General features: G+C 66.6%; 21 protein-coding genes. 6 read left to right on the forward strand and 15 right to left on the reverse strand.

Annotated elements, in window-relative coordinates; all coding sequences use genetic code 11:
• Nucleotides 1-38 precede the first annotated feature (38 nt).
• Entirely contained in the window at nt 39-1,832 is a 1,794-nt protein-coding gene (locus VFW04_09605) for a hypothetical protein (protein ID HEX5179574.1), read from the reverse strand.
• Between the two features lie 693 nt (nt 1,833-2,525).
• On the opposite strand from VFW04_09605, the gene VFW04_09610 reads away from it, so the two are divergent.
• Both VFW04_09610 and VFW04_09615 read left to right on the forward strand, forming a co-directional pair.
• Nucleotides 2,526-2,846, forward strand: a complete 321-nt coding sequence (locus tag VFW04_09610) for a hypothetical protein (protein ID HEX5179575.1) — start codon at nt 2,526-2,528, stop codon at nt 2,844-2,846.
• Nucleotides 2,815-3,489, forward strand: coding sequence for a UdgX family uracil-DNA binding protein (locus VFW04_09615; protein HEX5179576.1), 675 nt, complete (start codon nt 2,815-2,817; stop codon nt 3,487-3,489). Before VFW04_09610 ends, VFW04_09615 begins: the two co-directional genes overlap by 32 nt.
• Here VFW04_09615 and VFW04_09620 read toward each other — a convergent pair.
• Nucleotides 3,486-5,555 (reverse strand): alkaline phosphatase D family protein, encoded by a 2,070-nt coding sequence (locus VFW04_09620; GenBank protein ID HEX5179577.1) that lies wholly within the window; start codon nt 5,553-5,555, stop codon nt 3,486-3,488. The genes VFW04_09615 and VFW04_09620 overlap by 4 nt on opposite strands.
• 128 nt (nt 5,556-5,683) lie before the next feature.
• On the opposite strand from VFW04_09620, the gene VFW04_09625 reads away from it, so the two are divergent.
• Both VFW04_09625 and VFW04_09630 read left to right on the forward strand, forming a co-directional pair.
• Nucleotides 5,684-6,109, forward strand: a complete 426-nt coding sequence (locus VFW04_09625; GenBank protein ID HEX5179578.1) for a hypothetical protein — start codon at nt 5,684-5,686, stop codon at nt 6,107-6,109.
• A 77-nt stretch (nt 6,110-6,186) separates the two neighbouring features.
• Nucleotides 6,187-8,535 carry a serine/threonine-protein kinase gene (locus VFW04_09630; GenBank protein ID HEX5179579.1) on the forward strand — a complete coding sequence of 783 codons (2,349 nt, stop codon included), beginning with the start codon at nt 6,187-6,189 and terminating at the stop codon, nt 8,533-8,535.
• A gap of 56 nt (nt 8,536-8,591) precedes the next feature.
• Here the strand turns inward: VFW04_09630 and VFW04_09635 are convergent, their stop codons facing one another.
• The 7 genes from VFW04_09635 to VFW04_09665 all read right to left on the reverse strand — a co-directional run bounded on the left by VFW04_09635 (nt 8,592) and on the right by VFW04_09665 (nt 14,440).
• Nucleotides 8,592-10,586 carry a Xaa-Pro dipeptidyl-peptidase gene (locus tag VFW04_09635; protein ID HEX5179580.1) on the reverse strand — a complete coding sequence of 665 codons (1,995 nt, stop codon included), beginning with the start codon at nt 10,584-10,586 and terminating at the stop codon, nt 8,592-8,594.
• Between the two features lie 40 nt (nt 10,587-10,626).
• Nucleotides 10,627-11,469 carry a heavy metal-binding domain-containing protein gene (locus tag VFW04_09640; protein ID HEX5179581.1) on the reverse strand — a complete coding sequence of 281 codons (843 nt, stop codon included), beginning with the start codon at nt 11,467-11,469 and terminating at the stop codon, nt 10,627-10,629.
• Between the two features lie 21 nt (nt 11,470-11,490).
• Nucleotides 11,491-11,883, reverse strand: coding sequence for a hypothetical protein (locus VFW04_09645; GenBank protein ID HEX5179582.1), 393 nt, complete (start codon nt 11,881-11,883; stop codon nt 11,491-11,493).
• Nucleotides 11,880-12,293 carry a VOC family protein gene (locus VFW04_09650; GenBank protein ID HEX5179583.1) on the reverse strand — a complete coding sequence of 138 codons (414 nt, stop codon included), beginning with the start codon at nt 12,291-12,293 and terminating at the stop codon, nt 11,880-11,882. The genes VFW04_09645 and VFW04_09650 overlap by 4 nt, the downstream gene beginning before the upstream one ends.
• 320 nt (nt 12,294-12,613) lie before the next feature.
• The gene (locus VFW04_09655; GenBank protein ID HEX5179584.1) at nt 12,614-13,201 is read right to left on the reverse strand and encodes a class I SAM-dependent methyltransferase; all 588 of its coding nucleotides are present in this window, start codon (nt 13,199-13,201) and stop codon (nt 12,614-12,616) included.
• Nucleotides 13,201-13,629, reverse strand: a complete 429-nt coding sequence (locus VFW04_09660; protein HEX5179585.1) for a hypothetical protein — start codon at nt 13,627-13,629, stop codon at nt 13,201-13,203. Before VFW04_09660 ends, VFW04_09655 begins: the two co-directional genes overlap by 1 nt.
• A gap of 181 nt (nt 13,630-13,810) precedes the next feature.
• Nucleotides 13,811-14,440, reverse strand: coding sequence for an NAD(P)H-binding protein (locus VFW04_09665; GenBank protein ID HEX5179586.1), 630 nt, complete (start codon nt 14,438-14,440; stop codon nt 13,811-13,813).
• 288 nt (nt 14,441-14,728) lie between these two features.
• On the opposite strand from VFW04_09665, the gene VFW04_09670 reads away from it, so the two are divergent.
• Together VFW04_09670 and VFW04_09675 are read left to right on the forward strand one after the other, a co-directional pair.
• Nucleotides 14,729-15,079, forward strand: a complete 351-nt coding sequence (locus tag VFW04_09670; GenBank protein ID HEX5179587.1) for a PadR family transcriptional regulator — start codon at nt 14,729-14,731, stop codon at nt 15,077-15,079.
• Nucleotides 15,076-17,781, forward strand: a complete 2,706-nt coding sequence (locus VFW04_09675; protein ID HEX5179588.1) for an ABC transporter permease — start codon at nt 15,076-15,078, stop codon at nt 17,779-17,781. Before VFW04_09670 ends, VFW04_09675 begins: the two co-directional genes overlap by 4 nt.
• A 25-nt stretch (nt 17,782-17,806) precedes the next feature.
• On the opposite strand, the gene VFW04_09680 is transcribed toward VFW04_09675, so the two are convergent.
• The 6 genes from VFW04_09680 to VFW04_09705 form a co-directional block, all read right to left on the reverse strand.
• Nucleotides 17,807-18,304, reverse strand: coding sequence for a hypothetical protein (locus VFW04_09680; protein HEX5179589.1), 498 nt, complete (start codon nt 18,302-18,304; stop codon nt 17,807-17,809).
• Nucleotides 18,305-18,352: 48 nt separating this feature from the next.
• The gene (locus VFW04_09685) at nt 18,353-19,636 is read right to left on the reverse strand and encodes a hypothetical protein (GenBank protein ID HEX5179590.1); all 1,284 of its coding nucleotides are present in this window, start codon (nt 19,634-19,636) and stop codon (nt 18,353-18,355) included.
• Between the two features lie 488 nt (nt 19,637-20,124).
• Nucleotides 20,125-20,535 carry a type II toxin-antitoxin system VapC family toxin gene (locus tag VFW04_09690; GenBank protein HEX5179591.1) on the reverse strand — a complete coding sequence of 137 codons (411 nt, stop codon included), beginning with the start codon at nt 20,533-20,535 and terminating at the stop codon, nt 20,125-20,127.
• Nucleotides 20,532-20,738 carry an AbrB/MazE/SpoVT family DNA-binding domain-containing protein gene (locus VFW04_09695; GenBank protein HEX5179592.1) on the reverse strand — a complete coding sequence of 69 codons (207 nt, stop codon included), beginning with the start codon at nt 20,736-20,738 and terminating at the stop codon, nt 20,532-20,534. Before VFW04_09695 ends, VFW04_09690 begins: the two co-directional genes overlap by 4 nt.
• A 99-nt stretch (nt 20,739-20,837) precedes the next feature.
• Entirely contained in the window at nt 20,838-22,541 is a 1,704-nt protein-coding gene (locus VFW04_09700; GenBank protein HEX5179593.1) for a D-aminoacylase, read from the reverse strand.
• 49 nt (nt 22,542-22,590) lie between these two features.
• On the reverse strand, nt 22,591-23,259 hold the full coding sequence (locus VFW04_09705) for a hypothetical protein (GenBank protein HEX5179594.1): 669 nt from the start codon (nt 23,257-23,259) through the stop codon (nt 22,591-22,593).
• Nucleotides 23,260-23,280: the final 21 nt, after the last annotated feature.

Raw genomic sequence — 23,280 nt, forward strand, 5'->3', positions numbered from 1 at the left:
CGCTTCAGCGGACGAAGCGTGGCGTTAGGCACCCGCGATTACATCCCGCCGCCCGCCAGATCCCGCACCGCCGACGCCAGGGTGTGCACCTTAGCGGCGTCCGACGAGCCGTTCGCATCGCCCTCGATCTGCGACGCGAGCTGCGTCAACGCCGTTTTCCTCGAGTCCCCCGACGCCTGCTCGGCGCTGCCTAACGACTGGCGAACGGACTTGAGCTGGTCCGCCGACAGGCCGTTCGACCGCTCGAGCTGGTCGACGTACGCGCGCGCCAGCGCGAAGCTGGGCGGCCACGTGTACTTGGGCTGACCCTGCACGTTGAGATACGTCAGGTGCACCGACTTCGCCGCATCGATTTCGTTCTGCGTGAGCAGCGGGCTGGGCGTCAACTCGAGGACGTCGAGACCGCGCGCGATTTCCGAGCTCACGATCACGCCGTTGTACCAGTACGCCGACCACGTGCCGCCGTCTTCCATCCGCGTGCCGTTGATCGGCCCGCGGTCGAAGAACGCGATCTCCCTGGGATGCGCGGCATCGGTGAAGTCGAACACCGAAATTCCGCCCTGGTACCAGGACTGCACCATCACATCGCGGCCCGGGATCGGAATGAGCGAGCCGTTGTGCGCGACGCAATTCTCGAACGACGTCTGCGGCGCGGACATCTTGTAGTAGCTCTGGAAGTGCAGCGCGTTCCCTTCGATCGAGAAAATCGCGTCGCCGCCCCACTGCTTGGGATCGGTCGCACGGCACTTGGGCTGGCCGCCGCCGCCCCATTCATCGGAGAACAACAGCTTGGTGCCGTCGTTGTTGAACGTCGCCGAGTGCCAGTAGGAGAAGTTGGAGTCGGACGCGGCGTAGAGACGCACGGGATGCTCGGGGTCGTGGATGTCGAGCAGCATCCCGTAGCCTTCACACGCGCCGCCGGCGAATCCGATGGCCGGATACACCGTGATGTCATGGCATTGCGTTGGGCCGGGACGCGGACCGCTGCCCGCGTTCGCTCCGAACATCTTCGCGATCAGACCCGGCAGCGCTTCGCGCAACGCGGCGCTGTCGGCAGCGGTTGGTGCGCCTGTCCCGCCGCGCGCCTTGACGACGCTGTCCAGCATCGGATTCACGAACCGGGGCGGCATGACCATCTCTTCGCCCAGGACCGGAATGTTCACGATGAAGGCTCCCTTGGCGCGCGCTTCCTCGATCGCCGCTTTGTCCGCGGGCGCCTCGCCGTGATGCTGCGGGGCGACGAGATCGTTGAAGATGCGCGGCGAGCTCACGATGGCCGCCTGCTCCGGATTGGCCAACGGAACCTTGATGACCTCGATCCGGAACAGCGCCGAGTTCGGGTCGTCGGTCGGCTTCAAGCGCGAGCAGCCGGCGAGCTCGTTAGGCGAGCGGACGCCGGCCGATCCGGAGATGTACACGTAGACGTCGGCCGTGTCCTTGGGATCCACCAGCACCGTGTGCGTGTGCGACCCGCGGCACGTCTGCACGTTGGCGATGTACTTCGGATTCGAGATGTCGCTGATGTCGAAAATGCGAAGACCGCGGACGCGCTCCGTGCTCACCGTGTCCTTCACGCCCTCGCCGCCGCAGTCGAGCCGTCCGCCCTGACCTTCGGCCGACACGAACAACAGGTTGCGGTACACCGACACGTCGCTTTGCGACGCCGGGCAGAAATAACCCTTCGTGAGCACAGGGTGGGCGGGATCCGTGATGTCCCACACCTGGAACCCGTTGTAATTGCCCTGGATCGCGTAGTGGCCCGTGAACGCCAGGTCACTGTTCGTGCTGTGCAGGAACTGACCGGTCGGCGGTGTCGTAGATACGAGCTTCATGTTCCAAGTCGCGACACCCGCGTCGTACAGTCCCGGCTTGAGGCCGACACGCGGATCTGGATTTGGCGGACCGGCGTCCTTGGAGCGGCTTATGGACACCGGCGCGGACGAGCTGGACGCCATTTGGGACGTCGATGACGCGCACGCCATGACCGACAGTAGCGCGACGCCTGTCGCCAGTGTCGTCGATGACGGCATCACTCGGCGCGCTTGACGCACGAATCGCATAGGGGATCCTCGGGGAGAGATGTTTGTGTGAGTCTGCCGAACTTAGCGTTTCGCCGTCCGAATGCCAGGAGTCCCGCCACGTTCTGACAGCTGGCAAGCGAACTGATCAGTTGTAAGGGCGGACAGAGCGCGGGCAGGGACGGACACAGACGGATAAACCAACACGCGATTTAGTATCACCTCGCTAATATGTTCCGCCTCGAGGTCGCCTGCGACGGCTCTCGGAGAGTTTTTGCCTACTTTGTAGGCAGAAACTCTCAGATGCGTCGGACAATGGGCTCGGCGCGATCGCCGCCCGCGTGGTTGCCGGCAGCCAGAATCCGTCGAGCGCACCGCGCCGCTGCCGCCCGGTGGCATCCTCTCTGCGCATCACGCATCGCTCGAAGTCCGCGACGCAAGCGCGCGTATGACGAGCACGGTGGAGGAACTCTGATGCCACCCTGCCGACTGACACAGGAGGAATCAATGTCCAACCGCGACGTGAACCCCACGCAGGGATTCGGCGCCACCAACGATCAGCTCGATCTGAACGCCGAGGAACGCTACTGGCGCGACCACTGGCTCGCGCGGCCGTATGCGCTCGCCGATCAAACGTTTGAGTATTACTGGCCAGCCTATCGCTACGGCGCCGAGTGCACGGTGCGGTATCACGGACATCGGTGGGGCGACATCGAGGACGACGCGCGCGCCGGGTGGGAACGGGAAGAACACCGCGGCGGCGGCACCTGGGATCACGTCAAGGACGCGGTGCGCGATGCCTGGGAGCGGATCGCCCTCCGCCGTTAGGCATGCGGCGTCCGCCGCCGCTTTCATTCCGCCGCGCCCGACGCTCGCCCGGCTGCGCACGGCGGCCGCGCGATGCCGTGGCTGCGACCTGTGGACCTGCGGGCGCACCGTCTTCGGCGAAGGGCCGCGCAGGGCCGCGGTGATGCTGGTGGGCGAGCAGCCGGGCGACCAGGAGGAAAAGGCGGGTCACCCGTTCGTCGGGCCGTCCGGCCGCGTGCTCGACGCGGCGCTCGAGGCGGCGGGCATCGACCGCGACACCGTGTACGTGACCAACGCGGTCAAGCACTTCAAGTACGAGCGCGGCGAGAAAAGCGCGCGGCGCATCCACAAGAAGCCGCGCGACAGCGAGATGCGCGCCTGCCGGCCGTGGCTGCTCGAGGAAATTCGCCTGACGAAGCCGCGCGTTATCGTCCTGTTGGGCGCCACGGCGGCGCGCTCACTGCTCGGCACGCAGTTTCGCGTCACCAAACATCGCGGCACGCCGGTCCCATCCGAATACGCGGACGCGGTCGTGGCGACCGTGCATCCCTCGGCCGTGCTGCGCGCGCCGCCTAACGAGCGCGCACGCGCGGAGCGCGAGTTCTTTGCCGACATGCGCGCCGTGGCGAACGTCATCGGCGCGTCCAACGGACGGTCTCGTTAGGCGAAGAGCGGCGGGACGCCGGCGAGATCCTGCCGCACGAGCTGCGGCGTGTCGCCGGCGCGCCATTGGGGAACGTGGTGCGCCACCCGGTAGAGCACGGGGCCGCCATCATCGGTGGGCGCGCGCTCGATGGGACGCGGCACGCACACGAACACGACGTCCAGCGCGTCCGCAGTCGCACGCACCGTCGCGTACCCGTGGCCGGCGAGATCGACGAACGACAGATGCGGCGCCACGTCCGGGTTGCTCGCCGCGAGCGCGTGCGGAATGTCCCCGCCCTCCCGCAGCACGAGACATGTTTTCACGCCGTGCCGCAGCGCGGCGTTGATGGTCGCGGTGGATCCATCCGGCGTGTTCTGCAAATACAGCCCGCGATATGGATGGTTCTCGGGAATGACGTATTTCGCCGCTTCCGCCAGCCCAGGCGCTGAGATCGATCCCGTGATGAACTCCACACCGACCGGCTGGAACTTCTCGGGCGGCAGATGCGTGGACATGCGACCGGCCGTGAAGGCGTGCCGGTCGCCGGCAAGCGATACGAATCCCGAAATGCCGTTCGACTTCACCGCGTCGAGAATCGCGTTGCGCTCGGTGCGGTACGCGGACCAGTCGTCCTGCGTGATCACCCCGTATCCCGCCGCGGTCCACCGGGCGCCATTCGCGGGCGGCAGGTGCTGCAGATCGGTGCGCCAGTCGAGCGAGCCGATCGAATTGCCCCAGATCTTCCACGGCGCCTGCGATACGCGCAGATGCTCGAGGAACCACGCACGCTGCCGCATGCCGAGGATCGTACCGGGCGGCGAAGCGCGTCGCGGGTTCGGCAGCGAGGTCCCGCCGACGTCGATCGCCGCCGGCGGCGTGCCCTCGTTCGCGTCGCGGCCCGCGTCGAGCACCGTCAACGCGTCCTCGGACTCGAAGAACGGAACGGCATGCTGGCGGAACGGCGCCCACTCGGGCCGGTCGGTCAGCGGCTCCGACCGGTACGACCGGTTGTCGGTCAGCACGAGCTCGACGTGCGCGCCCAACTTGAACGTCCGGTACAGCGTGAGCGCGCCGATCGCCGCGAGGTTCGCCGGGTCCTCGCCCAAACCGTGCGAGTCGAACCGACCTAACGGAGCGTCGCGCACCACCGGCGCCGTGAACGTGTTCATGCCGCCCGGGCCGGACTTCACCACGCGCGCGGGCTGGTAGTCCCACCACGCCTCGGCGGCGGCCACCTTCCGCGTCTGCGCGGGCACGACGCCATGGCCGAAATTCTCCTGGCTCTGCCATCCCTTCCACGAAAACTCGTGGTTGTCCCACATGCAGATGAACGGCCACCGTGCACGCGCATCCTGCAGATCGGGATCGGCGAGATATGCGCGATACAACGCACGATATCCATGCACAGTCGTCGGCACGTGAAAGTCGGCGTGCTTTTCGCCTTCAGGATAGCGCACGATGTCGCGGATGCGACGGTCGTACATGCCCTGCGGACGATCCTCGGGATACCAGACGATCTCGTACACGAAATCGCCCAGGTGCAGCACGAAGCTCAGCCGATCGTCGAGCGCGCTGCGTGCGTCGTCCCAGATCATGCGCCGATACGCGTTGCACGATCCCTGTTGCACGTTCTGGCACGACGCGAACGCGAAGTTGAGCGGCTTCGTGTCGTGCTCGTCGGGCGCCGTGAGCGTGCGGCCCACACGACTCGCATTGCCGTGATCGTCGATGAACCGGTACCAGTACTCGCGGCGGGGCTTGAGGCCGGCGGCCAGCACGCGGCACGTCCAGTCCGCGTCCTCCGAGATCGCCACGATCGACTCGGCGACCACCGAACGGAAGGCGATGTCTTCGGCAACCTGCGCGGTTAGGCGCGATGCGATGTCGTCGCCCACCGGCGGGCGGCGGGTCCAGATCATCACGCTGTCGGGATACGGATCGCCGGATGCGACGCCTTGCGGAAACAGATCGCGGCGCTCCGGCCAGGACGGCTTCGCGAGGTGAGGAATGCGTGGCGCCCACGCCAGGGACGCGCCCAGCGCGACCGCCAACTTGAGCGCCTCGCGGCGGTTCATCGGTGTCATGGCTCAACGATAATCAGGGGTACGGTTGCGTCGCGCCTCTTGTGAGGCAGAATCCGGCGCGTGCAATTTCCGGTCGCCGGTTCGAAGGCGACCCTGAACAGACGTGACCATCTCACACAGGACCTCTCATGCGCATGAACGGACTCGTTGCTGCGTTCGTGTTTCTGCCCTGCGCTCATCTCGCCGCGCAACAGGCGCCGGACCGACGGATCACCCAGAGCGGTCAGACCGTCACGATCTATTCGATCTCCTGGCCGACGCCGATCAGCAACGTGGTGGCCGACGTGGAGGTGTGCGCAAGCAGCAACGCACCCCCGAGTACCTTTGCATTCCCGTCGTGGTTCCAACTTCACCTTGCGGACGGCTCGGTGATCGGCTCGAGCGGCACCGCAAAGCAGCCCAACCTCGAGATCACGCCGCTCAAGCCCAAGCAGTGCGCTCGCGGGTGGATCCAGTTCGCCATGGTCGTTGGCCAGAAGCCGGTTGCGATTCACTATCACGAGGCCGCGAAGGACAAGAAACCAATCGATTGGCCCGTGAAACAGGCGCGGTGAGCTCTTCGGTTGACGTTTGCTTGACCGTGCTCGCATGACCGGCTAAGTAGGAACTCCTCGCCACGGGACGTTTTGCTGTGTCGACTGCACTTCACGATCGGCTCCAGAGCGCCCTCGGCGACAGCTATGCCATCGAGCGCGAGCTGACGCCCGGTGGGATGAGCCGGCTGTTTCTGGCCACGGAGCGGTCGCTCGACCGTCCGGTGGTCGTGAAGCTGCTGCCGCCGGAGCTCACGAGCGAAGCCAGCGCGCAGCGCTTCCAGCGCGAGATTCTGGTCACGGCGAAGCTGCAGCATCCGCACATTCTGCCGGTGCTCTCGGCGGGGGCGCGCGACGGACTGCTGTACTACATCTCGCCGTTCGTGGGCGATGAGTCGCTGCGCCGGCGCATCGCGCAGCGCGGCGCGCTGCCCATCGACGAGGCGGTTCGGCTGCTGCGCGCCGTAGCCGACGCGCTGGCCTTCGCCCATGCGTTAGGCATCGTGCACCGGGACCTCAAGCCCGACAACATTTTCCTGCAGCACGGCCATGCGATCCTGGCCGACTTCGGCATCGCCCGCGCGGTCGAGCAAGCGACCCTCGCCACGCCGGCCGAGCGCCTAACGGTCACGGGCATGGGGCTCGGCACGCCGGGCTACATGGCGCCGGAGCAGCTGGCCGGCGACACCGACGTGGATGCGCGCGCGGACATCTACGCCGTGGGCGTGGTGGCCTACGAGATGTTGACCGGCCGTCCGCCGTTCGCCGATCTCGTCGGACCGAGGCTCCTCATCGCGCACATGACCGAACAGCCGGATCCGCTGACGATCCGGCGGCCGGACGCGCCGGCGCGGCTGGCGCTCCTCGTCATGCGATGCCTCGAGAAGGATCCGGCCGAGCGCTGGCAGACGGTCGAGTCGTTCGTGCCGTTGCTCGACGAGCTGGCGTCAGGCACGCCGGCGCGGGGCGTGACCGCCACGCCGCCTAACCAGTTAGGCGACGCCGCATCGGGGCGTCCGGATGGCGGCGGCGACCGACTCCAGTCCGCGCTCGACGCGATCGAGCGATGCAACTGGCACGAAGCGTTCGACGCGCTCACTGCCGCCGACGCGATGCGCCCCCTCGCCGCCGAGCACCTCGAGGCGTTGGCGGAAGCCGCATGGTGGGTGGGCAAGAGCGAGGCCTGCATTCGAGCGCGCGAGCGCGCGTACGAGTGCTACCTCGAGCGCGAGGATCACCCGCGCGCTGCCGCCGTCGCCACGGCCGTCGCTGAAGACTACTTCCACAAGCTGGCACGATCCGTGGCGCATGGATGGTTGCAGCGTGCCGAACGCCATCTGGAAGCGGCGCCCGAGTCCATCGAGCATGGATGGATGGCGCGCACGCGAGCAATGTTGGCGCTCGAAGAGGATCGCGATGCGGACAAGGCGTGGGCTCTGGCGCAGCGCGCGCTGGAGATCGGACGCCGGCTGCACGCGCGCGACCTGCAGGCGTTGGCGCTGCAGGACTGTGGTCGGATTCTCGTGTCGCGCGGGAATGTGGCCGAAGGCATGGCGGCGATCGACGAAGCGATGGCGGCGGCGACGAGCGGGCAGCTCGGTCCGCGCACGACCGGTCGCATCTTCTGCAATATGATGAGCACGTGCGAGAAGCTCGCGGACTATCGGCGCGCGTCGGAATGGAACGAGGCCGCGCGCCGCTGGTGCGAGCCGCATCCGCAGGCCGGGTATCCGGGTATCTGCCGGGTGCATCGGGCCGAGCTGCTGCGGCTGCGCGGGTCGTGGAACGAAGCGGAGATCGAAGCGCGGCGGGCGTCGACCGAGCTGCAGGATTTCCTGAGCGATGCGACTGCGGAAGCGTATTACGAGCTCGGGCAGATCCGTCTGCACATGGGCGACTTCGAGACGGCGGACCAGCTGTTCCGCCAGGCGCACGAGCTGGGCAGAGATCCGCTGCCGGGTTTGGCGCTGTTGCGTCTGGCGCAGGGTCGCACGGAGAGTGCGCGGGCGCTGCTCGAGCGGGCGCTGTCCGATCCGCTGCTCGCTCCGTTAGACCGGGCGAAGCACTTGCCGGCCCAGGCGCAGGCCGCGTTCGCGGCCGGCGACACGGCGGCGGCGCGCGCCGCGGCGGACGAGCTGGCGTCGATCGCCGCGGCCTACGGGTCGCCGGCGCTGGCGGCGCACGCGGCGCTGGCGCGCGGGCTGGTCGAGTTAGGCGAAAACGCGCCGGCCAAGGCCGCGGCGAGCCTGCGGCGCGCGTGGAAGCTGGCCAAGGACTGCGACCTGCCGTACGACGCGGCGCGGTCCCGCGTGCTATTGGGCCGCGCTTACCGCGCCTGCGGAAACAGCGAAGATGCGGAGCTCGAGCTGCACGCGGCGGCAACGAGCTTCGAGCGGTTAGGCGCTGTTGCCGATGCCCGTGACGCGGTCGCGCTTCTCAGCGCCTAACTGGAGCTCCGGGCGTCGGCTCGCTCGACTTTCATACGAGACTTCGAGCGATGCGCTCAAGGCATCCCGGCGGCCCTGAGCGCGGCGCGGCCGCCCACCACCGGTATCGAGACCGATGAGTGCGCGACGTCCACGGTGAGCTCCGTGCCCGGCTCCGGCCACAACGTGAACTCGCGGTCGCTCGACATGATCATCAGGGCGAACCGTTTGCCGGCCGGAACGAATTCATCGTCCGGCTCCAGGTCGAACGTGAGATCGTAGAACCTGCCGGGCACGAGCTTCTCGCCTGGCCGCTCGGCGTCGTAGTTGCCGCCCGCGGTGAGGGACGTGTAGTTCTGCGGATCGGCCCACCCGCGCGAGATGAGGCCCGCGTGGCTCTGTGATCCGACGTCGGTCGAGTCGTACGGGAGCAGAACGAGCCACACGCTGAGATTGGCCGCCGGCTTGCTGGATGCGATGCGGAGCGTGACGCGCGGCGTGCCGGAGATGTGCACGGTGTCGGTCAGCACCGGCGACGCATAGAGCAGGCGGTGGTCCGAGGTCGCCATGCTGGCATCGGCGCTGCCGCTGAAATCGACGTCGTCCACCAGCCGTTCTTTTCCGTTAGGCGCGGAGAAGCCGAGCGTGCCCGTGCCTGTGCCGCCGCCCTCGGGATACACGCGCACCGGTTCCGATCCCGGCACGGGAAACGAGGCGAACGGCGTGGGCGGTCCGGCGGGACGCCGCCGCCGGCGACCGGCCGGCGCCGCCTCGGCGATCTGTTCGCCGCCCAAGCCTTCGGCTCGTCGCGTGGAATCCTGGCGCGTTTTCGCGGCCGCGATGAGTGCGTCGGGCGCTTGCGAGGCAGAGTCCTGCACGATCCACACGGGTGGATCGTGCTCGACGCCGTTGTCGACGCCGTACAGGTAGTGGCTGAACCAGCGATTGACCATGTCCGCGGGCGGGTTCCCGCCGTGTCCGCCCTGGTGCAGGTACAACGAGACGGGCAGTCCGTCCTTTTTCATCTCGTTGTAGATGCGAACGCTGTGTTCCGGGACGACGTTGTAGTCGTTGAGTCCGTGCGCGAGGAGCACGGCGGCCTTGATGTTCTTTATCCATGGGAGCAGGTCGCGCTTCTCCCAGAAGTCATTGTAGTCGCCGGTGATGCGGTCCTGTCCGTTCTGCCCGGCGAAGATGCCGTTCTTGTACAGGCGCTCGCACGTCGCGCGATCGGCGGTGTCGCCGCTGGCGATGAAATCGTAGAGGACATCGACGTCTTCACCGAGATAGCCGCCGGGCGAGCGGACCAGCCCGTTGGACCGGTAGTAATGGTAGTACGATGTGTTAGGCGAAACGGGAATCACGACCTCGAGGCCCGCGACACCGGTGGTCGCGGCGGCGAGCGGGAGCGTGCCCTCGTACGACGTGCCCATCATGCCGACTTTGCCGGTGGACCATGTGGCCCGCACTTCCTCGGATCCGGTTTCGGTGGTGTAGCCTTTGGCGCGGCCGTTGAGCCAGTCGACGACGTACTTCATCGCGGTGCGTTCCGGCGTATCGCCGACCGTTGGGCAGCCTTGGGAGCGGCCGGTGCCGGGCGCTTCGGAGTGTACGACGGCGAATCCGCGCGGCACCCACTCGTTCACCATCTCGTTGGAGATGCGCGTGCGGCTGCCGTTGTACGGCGCCGACTCCATGTGGGCGCGCGGCTTCGGCGTGGCGTTGAGCTCCTGGTGCACGTCCCAGTCGACCTGGTCGCGCGAGACGCCGGCGTAGTACGGGCTCGAGCCGTAGATGACGGCGACCTTGAGGCCTTGGGTGTCGGTCTGTCGCGGGCGCGTGACATCGACATGGACGCGATCGGGTTTGCCATCATGATCGCTGTCGAAGCCGGTTTCTACCCACAGATCCTGGCGGATCCAGGTGGATGAATCGGCGAACGCGGGGACGATCTGCGCCATGCCGTCGACGAACGTCGGCTTGGCCTGCGCGGAGTCTTGCGCCGTTAGGCGGGTGGCCGCGAGCAGCAGGAGCGCGCCGCCGAACGCGACGGCGCGGATTGCACGATACATGATGACGGAAGTGAAAGAGATGAAGGGCGGCACGGAGCGGTCACGACGTGCTGTCGTACGTGACGACGCGCTGGACGGCTTCGAGCTCGTCCTGCTGCGCTCCGCCGGCGATCGGCGCCACCGCGGTGCCGACGGCGAAGAACTCGATTGCGTTGGAGCCCCAGCCCCAATTCGACTCTTCGACGCGCGCGCCCACGACTCCGGCGCCGCCCCGCGCAACCGCCTCGGCTTGCATCCGTTCGAGGGCCAGCTCGCGAGCGGCGTAGGTGGCTTCGGTGTAGATGGTCATCTCCTGGTTGCGTCCGACCTGCTTGAGGGCCTGCATGAAGCTCATGTGTGCGATGTGATAGACGCAGGCGCCCATGGACAGGCTCACGGGGCGATAGCCGCCGCGCACGAGTTTCCACAGGTCCTGGCCGCTCAAATCCGAGGTGAACGGGCGGTTGTCTTTGGTGCGCATGCTGCCGGCGCTCGTGCGGTGGCGGATGGCCGTGCCGACGGCCTGGAATTCCAGCACGCCTTCATCCATCGCGTACTCTTTGAACACGAGGCGCACGCCGACGATGCCATCGGCGCCGAGGATGTCGGCTTCTTCTTCCATGCGGGTCATGGCCAGTTCGCGCGCGCTGTACATCGCGCGGGTGAGCACGGGCAGCTCCTGGCTCACGCTCCATTTCTGCCACTGGAAACCCACGTGATAGATGCAGGAGCCGAGGACGAGTCCTAACGCTTCGAATCCGGCGTGTTCGACGAGGAGGAATTCGTCGACCGACAGGTCGCTGGTAAAGAAGGCCGGGTGGTCGCCGGCGCCGCGCATGGCGCGCAGCCGTTGGGCGGCGCCTTGCGGCAGGTTGGCGGTGGACCCTGGCACGTAGTCGGGCATGTCCCACGTCTCCTTGAGGATTTACGGGTTGTTCGTGTTCAACCAGGAGCGGATGGCCTCGCGTCCGCGCTCGGTGCGTTTGAGCTCCGCGTCGAGGGCGGTGCCTAACTCAATAAGAAACTCCTCGATCTCGAGCGGATCGGTGCGGATGACGACGCCGCGCACGAGTTGCTGGCGGCTCGCCTCGTAGGCGTCATTGGCGCCGCGCTGGAGCACGAACACGGTGTTGCCCACCGGCAGGCGGATGCCGGTGACACGGCGGCGGATGAGGCCGCGTTCCACTTTGCATCCCGGCACCACTTCGGACAGCATCGCCACCAGATCGTCGAGCAATTCGCTGCGATCCTCGCGGCTGCGCTGGGCGAGGATGGCGGCCACGCTGACGTCGTCGAAGTTAGGCGTCGGCGCGGTCACGGCGAGCCGCCGAACACGAGAACGTAGCCGTTCGGGTCGCGCACTTCGAATTCCCAGTCATGGTATGGCTGGTGGGTGAGCGGCATCTGGACGAACGGTTTGCCGTCGAGCGTCTCGTAGAGCGCGGTGACGCCGTCGACGCGGATGTATGCATCCCACAGACCGACGGGACGCTGCGAGCGAAGATCGGGCTTTCCGTAGCCCGCGAGGTCGAGCAGCATGATCTCGGCCGGTCCCCGCATCATGCTGGCGAACACGTAGGGCGGCTGCGCCGGGTGCGTTCCCGCCAGCTCGAAGCCGAGGTTCGCGACGTACCAGTCCACGGTGGCGGCGATGTCCGAGACGAGAAATGTCGGCGCGACGGAGCGGATCGCGGCGCTGGTGGATCTGGGCGCAGTGGCGTGCGTCATGGTTTCTCTCCCGGCCGCGCGGCCACGACGCGACGCCTAACGGTGGCCTCGCGCCGCCCGCCTGGGTGGCCGTCCGCAAGATGCACGACGGGCGGAGGCTTCGCCACGACCATCGGGGAGTTTTTGCCTACTTTGTGGGTGGAAACCTTCGGAAGACGCTCACAGCAGGTTCTGCCGCTGTTCACGGTATCGGGGGAGCGGGGGTGCCGATGTTCTGGCTGCAATGGCGCGGTAATGGGAGGTCGCTCGATCTTAGCGACCTCATGCGTACCGTCGCGTGAGGCGGAGCGCGGGCGTTCGCGGCGCGGATCGACTCGGCGTCATGGGGCGCATGCCATGAAATAGCAGTTGTCGCCCTCGTCTTCCGTTTCACCAAGCAGCACGAGACCCGCGGTCGCCAGCGCGCGCCGATAACGCTCCGCGCCCAACGACACCGAGGGACGATCGGTCATCGCGTCGTTCCACACGGCCGCCTGGCGCGGGGCACTGAACACGAACTTACCGTTGGGCGCGAGGACGCCGGCGACTTTGTGGATCAGGTGCTCCTGCACCGCCGGAGGGAGAAGAAACATGAGCCCCCATGCGATCGCGCCATCGAACGTCCGCCCGAAAAACCTGGACGTTTCGACCGGCTCGCACGCGACCTGGACGCCGGGCAGCCGCTGGCGCATCGCAGCAACCATGCTGGGCGACGCGTCCACACCGTACACCGTCAGTCCAGCGTCGATGAGCACCTGGGTGACCGGATACCCAGGTCCGCAGCCGAGATCGAGGACAACGCCACCTTCGCGGACCGTTCGCGCCCAGTCGCGCACCTGTCGGACGCCAATGGTTCCACCGGATCCGCGGCCGGAGATGTACTGCGCCGCCACCTCTTCGTAACCGTTCGATCCATCGTCAGTAGACATCACGGCCGCGTTAGCAAATCACGGAAGGTAGGCAGCGCTTGCAACGCCTGAACGAGACTGTCCAGCGACGCGCCGCTCACGACGCGTGCCGTCGATTCCTCGTATGCTAGGCCATCGAACGTATATGTCGCATCGGTGGATGATTCTGCGCCCAAAGCACTCACGGTTTCGATGCCGGGGAAACCGTGCGATGACATCCCGCCGACAACAAGGGTACCGCCAAACACCTGTCCCAACGATTTGTGACTCGCACCATCGAAAATTTCATAGACGCATCCGCCGTTCCCACACAAACTCGGCGCCGATTGAATGATGTACTCCTTGGCGCCGTCGCCATTCAGGTCCACCGTTACACCGCGCACGGCGCTCGTGTCGTCGTACTCGAGAGCATCGAGACTATCGCGAATATCAGCCGGAACGCTGATCACGGACACGTCGCGCCGCGTCAGTATCCAGCGCGCCGGCGTTGCCGTTTGTGCAGACGCGGCGAACGAGATCGCGAGAACAGAAACGGCGCAACAACAGGATGTCATTTGCGTTTGCAGGTCAATAGCTGCCGAGCTGCGACCACGAGAATCGGCCTTCGCACTGGTCGCTTTCGACGTGTGACTAACGGAGGAGCCGCGGGCTGCCGCGGATGAACCGCGCCTGGTCGAGCTCCTTCAGAATGAAATCGGCGAGGTCCGCACGCGAGAGCATGGGGACCGGCGCGATCGTCCTGATATTCTCACCCACCCGGTATCGACCGGTTTGGGGGCCCGTCGTCAGCTTCGGTGGCCTGACGATGGTCCAATCGAGTGGGCTCTGTCTCACCAGTTCTTCCTTGACCTCGTGATCGCGGATTTCGTGACGGAGCGGAATGGGCGCGATGTATCGGAGGATGAATCCCACGGCGTGCCGACTGTCGTGCACACCGATGAAGGACACGTAAATCAGCCGGCGCACACCTTGCGTCTCCATAGCGCTCAGGATGTTCCGAATTCCGGCAATGACGTCGGCGTCGTGTTTGAGCGGCGCAGCGACGCCGAGGGCGCAGACGACGTGGTCGTGTCCCTCGACCGCGGCGTGGACGGCGCCGGCGTCGGCGACGTTCCCGGTTACGATCGAGACCGATTCCGCCGCAGCGCGCAGCTTGTCCGGCCGCCGGACAAACGCCGTCACTTGCCGCGCGCGTGCCGCCGCTTGTCGAATCACTTCCTGGCCGGTCCGACCCGATGCGCCGAAGACGAGCAGACGCATGCGCGCCTCGCTGGCTCCGCCTAACGCACTATCTCTCGGAGCCGTTCGTTGTAGGCTTGGCTCGACGCCACCTGCATACGATCGCGCAGCGTGATGAGATCGTCGCCGTGGCCGCGCGGCTCGTGCGCTGGATGCGGTCGCTGTTCACGATCACGCTGCGGTGTACGCGGATGAACTTATCCGGCGCCAGCCTGGACGCAAATCCCGTGTGCGATCGGGCACTAGCCGCGCCCTTGCGAAACGACACAGTACGCTATACCGTCATGTTGGTATCCCATAGGACGACGGATGGCGGACAAGCTCGAAGTACAACAGGGCACGCTGGCGCTCATGATTCTCAAGACCCTCGAGGCGTTGGGCCCGTTGCACGGGTACGGCGTGGCCCGCCGCATCGAGGAGACGAGCAAGGGCCGTCTCACGCTCAACTATGGCACACTGTATCCGGCGCTCCTCAAGCTCGAGCAGGAGGGGTGCATCAAGGCGGAGTGGCGCCAGTCGGAGAACAATCGCCGCGCAAAGTACTACACGCTCACCGCCGTGGGTCGCAAGCAACTCGCACGCGAGGCCCGCGATTGGCATCGGACCGCGGACCTCATCGCCGCCTTTCTCGCGCCACGGCGCGAAGGGGAAACACCATGAGACACGTTCGCGCCTGGCTCGCCCGTGTGGCCGGCGTCTTCACCGGACATCGCCGCGACGACGATCTCCGCGAGGAATTGCAGGCGCACCTGGACATGGAGACGGCCGAGTACGTGCGGCGAGGGGTCGCGCCTAACGAAGCGCGGCGGCGGGCGACGCTCGCGTCGGGCGGTCTCACGATCGCGGCAGAATCGGTTCGCGCCCAACGCGGCCTGCCGTGGCTCGAGAGCGCGGCATCCGACTTCCGCTACGCCGTGAAGTCGCTGTGGCAGAGCCGAGCGTTCACCGCGGTCGTCGTGGTGACGCTGGCGTTAGGCATCGGCGCCAATACGGCGATTTTCAGCGTCGTGCGCGGCGTGCTCCTGCGGCCCCTGCCCAACCGCGACGGCGACCGCCTGCTCTATCTGCGCCAGTCGGTCGACGGCCCCGCCGGAGAGGACATCGCGTTCTCAGTGCCGGAAATCCGCGACTTCCGCGCCGGCGTCCCCGCGTTAGGCGGCATCGCCGAGTACTCGCCCTGGGCGCTCATGCTGCAGGGCGACCGGTATTCGCCCGCCACCCGCATCCAGGCAGGTCTGGTCACGGGCAACTTCTTCGACGTGATGGGACTCCACGCCATCCTGGGCCGGCTCACGAGACCGAGCGATGACGGGCCCGGCGTGCCGCCCGTGATGGTCCTCACCGAACAATTTTGGCGCAGCCGGTTCCATGGCGATCCGACCCTCATCGGCAAGCAGCTGCATCTCGAGGCCGGATCGGCGACGGTCATCGGCGTCGTGCAAGCCGCACCCTACTTCCCCACGCAGGCCGATGCGCTGCTCAACATGGTGGTGAGCCCGCACCACCTGAGCGCGCAGATGGTATTGGGACGAACGCACCGCATGACCGACGTCGTCGGACGCCTCGCGCCCGGCGCCACGGTCGACCAGGCGCGCGCGCAGATCGCGACGGTATACGCGCGCATGCAGCGCGACTACAAGGCATCGTACGACCCGGGGTCGCACTATCGCGTCACGGTGTTGCCGTTCAAGGATGCGATCGGCGAGCGTGCGCGCCTAACCCTGTGGCTGCTCATGGCGGCGGCCGCGTTCGTCATGATCATCTCCACGGCCAATGTCGTCAACCTGACGCTCATGCGCGGCGTGCGCCGCGAGCAAGAGCTCGTCGTTCGCGCGGCACTCGGCGCCGGCGTGCTCAGGTTGCGCCGCCTGTTGTTGGCCGAGAACCTGGTGCTCGCGTTTCTGGGAGCCGCCGCCGGCATCTTCATCGCCTTTGGCGGCGTGCAGCTGCTCACCGTTTTTGCCTCCCGGGTTTCGCCGCGGGCGGAGGAGATTCACCTCGACACGGTGGTGCTGTCGTTCACGCTCGTCCTAACGGTGTCCGTCGCCCTGATCCTGTCGTTTGTCGCGTCGCTCCCGAAAGAAGGGATGTTTGCCGCCTGGATCTCGGCCGGCACGCGCAGCAAGGGAAGTCTCAGCAGGCAGCGCCTGCAACGCGCGCTCGTCGTCGCGCAGATCGCGGTGTCGGTGGTGCTGCTTGCCGGCGCCGGACTGCTCACGCGCACCATGATTCGGCTCTCGGACGTCGACACCGGTCTCAAGACCGAGCAGGTGCTGTCGATGCAGGTGCAGCTGCTGCCGATCGCGAAGATCGCGAGCGGCGTCGATATTCGTGCCGCCGACGCCGCGGCGAGGCAGGGGTATGAGCGTATCGAGCGGGATGCGCTGGCGATTCCGGGCGTCGTCGCGGTGGGCGTCGGCTCCGTCATGCCGCTCGAAGCCAGTGAGATCCAGTTCGACGTGAAGGTGGAAGGCAAGTCACTGGCTGTCGGCGAGGCGATGCCGCGAGCCGACTATCGCACGGCGGACCCGGGCTATTTCCGCGCCGCCGGTATTCCGTTAGTCGAAGGCCGCGGATTCGAGGAGACCGATCGCGCCGACGCCGGCCGTGTGGTGATCCTCAATCAAACGCTGGCCCGGCGGTTGTTCCCGAACGAAGATCCCATCGGCAAGCGCATCGCGTGGACCGGCGATGTGCTGCGGTTCACGCCGATCAGCGGCGACTGGCGCACCGTCGTCGGCGTCGTTGGCAACACACAGGATGGCGGCCTCGATGCGCAGCCGCGCGGCGCGATGTTCATGCCGTACGCGCAGGAGCTGGCGATGGGCGGCACCGTGGTGATTCGCGCCGACAGCAACGTGGCCGCGCTCACCGCACAGGCAACGAGTATCGTGCGGCGGATCGCGCCGGCGACGCCGATCGAGCATGTCCTAACGGTGGCGCAGATCAAGGATCAGAGCGTGTCGCCCAGGCGGCTCAACGCCGTGCTCATCACCGCGTTTGGCGTGATGGCGGTGATCATCGCGGCGGTCGGCATCGCGGGCGTGCTCGCCTTTTCGGTGAGCGCACGTACGAACGAGATCGGGATCCGCATGAGCCTGGGCGCGGACAGCGCGCGCGTGGAGCGGATGATTCTCGGCGAAGGCGGCGTGTTGCTGGCCGCCGGGCTTGCGTTAGGCGTGGGCGGCGGGTTTGCCGCCGCGGGGGTGATGCGGGGCCTGCTGTTCGGCGTGGCGCCGCACGACCCGGCAACCTTCCTCGGTGTCGCCGCCCTCATGGCGCTTATCGGCGTCGTCGCATGCTGGGTTCCGGCGCTGCGCGCCGCCCGCATCGATCCCGCGATCGCGATGCGGGCAACCTAGTGGATGCGCCCGGTTTCCCGTTGCATCAGAGCGCCTTGATCGCGGCCTGTGCCAGTGCCATCTCCTTGGTCTTCTCCTGGTCCAACGTGAACGGCTTGAACTTGAATCCGTTCAGGATGCGGACGCTGAACTGCACGTTGCCTTTGCGAACCATGAGCTGCGGGCTGTCGCTGCCGTACAGGAGGTAGTACGCATCGTCGCCGACGCCCGGTGCCGGCGCGGTCTTCATGCCGCCCATCGATCGCGGCATATCGAAGCCCCGCGGATGCAAGATCGAAAGCGTCACGCGGCGGTGATCGATCGAGGCGGCGGTGTCGTCGGACCAGATGCACGACGTCTTGAGCGTCGGCAAGATGTGCTTGCCGCCCTGGCTCGTCACTTCGAGCGCCGCGCTCACCTGCTGCGGCGTCAGGAGCGTGCAGGCGTCAGTCGGATCGACCCGCGGCGCGAACGTTGCCGACGGCTCTCCCGCAAACGTGAGAAGGGCGCCGAGCAACACGTAAGGCAGACGGTGTGACAACATGATGCCTCCCGCGTGGGGACGCGATGACGGACGGCCGGACAGTCGCCGTCAGCGAGAGAAGACCGTGCCGTGCGGCGCCGCGGTCTCCACCAATCCGTTAGGCCATTTCCGGTTCGACAGGTTGATGCCGGGACGCGGGCTGCCCGGATCACGGAAGCGCTCGTCGACCGAGAGCGCGCCCGTCGCCGGGTCGAAGTTGAGGACGAAGAGCCGATTGCCCTGCGCGTAGCCACCCGAGTTCATCACGATGCGGCGGCCCGTCGCATCCATCGCGATCCAGTGCGGCTTCTCGTCATCACCCACGCTCACGCTCGACACCTGGCGCGGATGTTCGGGATCGCTGATGTCGAGCGACACCAACCCGTGCAACGCCGGCACGGGCTGCAGCCAATAGTGGCCGTCCACGAGCGGAACGCCGCAATCCATGCCTTCGAATCCGTGCACGAACGTCACCGACGGCGAACCCGTTTCCACGCCGCGCAACAGATACAATCCGCAACTGAAAGTGTGGATATAGATGCTGTGCCCGTCCGGCAACAGCCGCGGCTCGCCCGTGGCCTGGTTCTCGTTTCCCCGCGGGCCGGCCGGGAGCGCGATCGTGCGCAGCAGCGCGAGGTTCTGGAGGCGCCAGACCTGGATCCACTGTCCGGTATCCGCTGAATCGTCCTCGTCCATATCCGTCGACGTCGACACCGCGCGGTCGACGTTAGGCAGAGCGAGCACGCTGTACGGATGGATGAGTCCGTCCGCGTACGACGAATCGCGCGCGTGGGCACTGCGGATCACGCGGCCGCGCTCATCCATTTCGACGAGTCCGCCGGTGGAGTGGTGGCCTCCCATCCCCATCCCGTTCGTCATCGTCGCGTGCGCCATCGATGAATCAGCGCCGTATTGAAACGTGGTGAGCACGGTGTTGTTGGCGAGCCGCAGGTAGGTGTGCGGATGACTGAAGCCGGCGACGTCGCCGAACGACGATGCGAGTCGCGGGTGGAGCGGATCGGTCAGGTCGAACAGGTACGTCTCGCCGGCGCCGAACCCGTTCGCGAGCAGATGGCCATCGGCGGGCATTTCCTGTTCGGTGTGATGCGCCCGCGTGCCCGCTGTTCCCGTCGGCAGCACGGTGAGCACCGCACCGTACCGTGGTGACGTCGGCGTCGCATCGATCACCGCGAGGAAGTCGCTGGCTTTGTGCGCCGAGTCGCCGGCCCACATGAAGAGGTAGGACGGACGCGCCGTTGGGCGCCACGCGAGCGCCGCGATCGAGAGCGCCAGAACGGCTGCCCAACGAATCGAGCGCCGGAACACGCTCGCAGCATGGTGGTGCGTGGTCATGGAATTTGGGGGAAAGGGACGGTGGCGCGGCGCCCGCCGAGGTCGCAAAAAAGTGGCTCTTCGGGATTTCGTGTGGGTGATCTCAGGTGTGGGAAGGCGTACTGAGCTCTGAGGCGCGGGGGCAGTGACCGCGTGGCGAGTCTCCACCCGAAAAGCCACAGGGAGAGATCTACGACAAACGCTCAAAAGGAAAACAAAAAGGATTGCAGGTGATGGAGAAGATCGCTGCCACGCGAGGGAAGGTGCGTTGTTCGCGCGCGTGACCTACACCAAGTACGTGAACGATGACGTTTGGACGTCCATGGCTGCGATCTTCCGCATCCCTTACATCCTTTTCGTTTTCCTTTGAACCCTTTGTCGTGGGGACTCGGCTCCGCGCTCACAGGTGATCGCGCGAGGACCAGGTCTCCTCGACGACGGGTCCAAGGGATAACAAAAAGAAAGTATGGCCGCCCGGCGCACGTCGCCAGTTCGGGCGCCCACAGCCGCTATTTCGCCCGCGCTCTCGGGTAGTACTCGACGCCCGGAAGCCCGTCGAAGTCGTCGTCTTGCGTCCAGACGACAGCGCCCGCCGCCTGTGCGGTGGCGTACACGACGCTGTCCGCCAGCGGCAGTTTATGCGCGACGCCTGCCGACGCCGCCGCGATGGCCAGCGTTGCATCGAGGTCGACAACGGAGCCCTGCTGCATGAGGGCGACCGCCTGGAGGGCGTCGCTTTCGCCGCGCTGGCGCAGCACGGCCTTGAACACCTCGAGCAGACATATGGCCGGCACGATCAGGCGGTCGACGGCCTCGATGGCGCCCGCGAAGTGGGTGGCGCCGGGCTCGTCGGCGAAATAGGCGAGCCAGGCGGATGAATCGACCACGTTGGGCGTGGTGCGCTTGGCCGGCGCGATCACACGCGATCGCGGTCGCGGCGCACCGCGGTATCGATCCCGCGCAGGAAGCCGCGCATGCGCTTGAGCGGCCGCACCGGGATGAACTCGATCCGGTTGTCGTAGGCGAGGGCGCGCACCTGCTGGCCGGGCTCGAGACCGAGCCGCTCCCGGATCGCCCGCGGAATGACCACCTGGAATTTCGGGGAGATCGTGACAGTGTCCACCGGAACCTCGATCGATAGAGATTTCGTGCTACGGCAGCTCAATCTATCGACGATTCGACATACCTACAAGGCACGTGCGCCGCGCGGCGCACCAATCGCCTAACGCGCCGCTGCGGGCGCCGCACCCCGATACCCGGGGCCATACAGGATCCGCCCCGGCTTTGCACCGGTCATCCGCCCATCGGCAATCACCGGCACGCCGTTCACGAGCACCCAGCGCATCCCCACCGACAACTGATTGGGCTTCTCGTACGTCGCGACATCGCGCACCGAGTCGGGATCGAACACCACGAGGTCGGCCCACATCCCGCGCTTGATCACGCCGCGATCCACGAGATGCTCGCGCTGCGCCGCCAGCGCCGTGAACTTCCGGATCGCATCCGGCAGCGTCAGCATGTGCTCGTCGCGCACGTACTTGCGGAGTATGCGCGGGAACGTGGCGTACGCGCGCGGGTGGGGATGTTCCCGGCCAAGTATGCCTTCCGGCGACGTGCCGGACGCGTCGTTGTCGATCGATACCCACGGCTGCCTGAGCGCCAGCCTAACGTCCGGCTCCGACATTCCGAACACCGCCACCGACGTCTGCGCACTGTCCTTCACCAGGATGTCGAACAACGCGTCGATCGCATCCTCGTGCCACATCGCGGCGATCTCGTCGAGCCGTTTCCCCTGGATCGGGAGCAGCGATGGATCGTTCACCGCCGTGATGAGCACGTCGTGCGGTCCGGCGATCTCCTGCCACTCGTTGTCCCACGACGTCGTCGGCGTCAGCATGTCCGTGCGGATGCGAGCGCGCATCGTGCGATCCTGGAGCCGCTCGAGGAGCTTCGCGTTGCCGCCGTCGTGTGTCCACGGCGGCACGAACGCCGAGAACGTGTTTTCCCACGCCGTGTAGGCGTAGGTGTCGGCGCTCACGTCCAGCCCTGCGCGACGGGCGGAGTCGATCCGCGCGACGACGCGAGGCATCCGTCCCCAGTTGGCCTTCCCGGCGGTCTTGAGATGAAAGATTTCCACCGGGACGCGCGCCTCGCGCGCGATGCGGAACGTCTCGTCGAGCGACGCCGACTCGGCTTCCCCTTCACTGCGCATATGCGTCGCGTAGATCCCGCCGAATCGCGCGGCCGTGGCGGCGAGCGCGATCAGCTCGTCGGTCTTGGCGTAGGGCGCCGGCGCGTATTCGAGCGCGGTGGATACGCCTAACGCTCCGTCCTTCATGGCGCTCGCCACCAGATCCTGCATCTGACGGAGCTGGTCGGGCGATGGTGTGCGATCGCCGTACCCGAGGACCATCTCGCGCACCGACGTCGCCCCGACATAGGTGCCGATGTTGATGCCGGCGCCTTGCTGCTCGAGGCGGGCGAAGTACTGGGCGAGCGTGTGCCAGTCGGCGGTGATGCCGTAGTGCCGGTACTGCGCCGCGTTCTCGGCGAGCATCGCGCTGTCTAACGGAGCAACGGATTCGCCTTCGCCGGTGATCTCGGTCGTGATCCCCTGGTAGATCTTGGATGGCAGCCGCGGGTCCGCGAGAATCGTCAGCTCGGACTGGCCGAGCATGTCGATGAAGCCGGGCGCGACCACCATGCCGTGCGCATCGATCATCTGTCGTGCGGTATCGCGGGACAGATCGCCAATCGCGGCGATGTGTCCGTCGCGCACACCCACATCGCCAGCGTACCACGGAGAGCCCGTGCCGTCGATGATGTGCCCATTGCGGATGATGATGTCGAACGGTGCGGCACTTTGGCTCGGCGCCGCGCTCGCGAACATGACGGAAATGATGCCGACGATAATTGCGCGATTCATGCGACGTCTCGGCAAGTGGTGAGCACTCGATGGTAACCGAATCATCCGGCTACGAAGCGAACTTGCACGACGGCCGCACCGGGCACAGGTGACAGGACGGTGCGTTCGTCTTGCAGAGAACCTGGCCGTGCTGACGCAGCAGCTGATGCGCCTCGATCAGCGCACTGGTGTTTCTGGGCAGCGATGGGGCGAGGACCGCCTGTGCGTTCCGGTACGTCTTGCGATAGTCTTTTTCTTCGACGATGAGGCCGATGCGGCCGAGCACGCGAAGGCCGTTCGAGTCGAGCGGCAGCGCGCGCGCCTTCGCATCGTACACCAGTATTTTGTCCGCACCGGGCTCGCCGATGCCCGCGAACTCCATCAGCGCCTTGCGCGCTTGCGGCAGCGGCAGGCGCAGCGCGTTGCGCAGATCGCCGTTCCACCGCCGCAGCACGAGCTCGGCCGTCTGGCGCAGGCGATTGCTGCGCGAGCCGGCAGCCATGTGTCCGCCTAACCGGGCGATCCGGTGCAGCGTGCGATCCGGCGCGGCAGCGATCGCCTCGGGCGAGAAGCCGACCTCCGCCCCCAGCGCATCGAACGCCAATTTGCGTTGGGCATCGGCGACGAGGTATCCGACTTGCTCCCAGAGAACCATCTGGAACGGATCACGAGTCGGTGGATCCGGCGGCTTGCCGTAGCAGCGCCGCAGGGTCGCGAGGACGCGGCCGAGCGTCGGCATAGTCAGAGGCTGGTCAGTCGA

Source organism: Gemmatimonadaceae bacterium (assembly GCA_036273715.1).
GTDB lineage: Bacteria > Gemmatimonadota > Gemmatimonadetes > Gemmatimonadales > Gemmatimonadaceae > JADGGM01.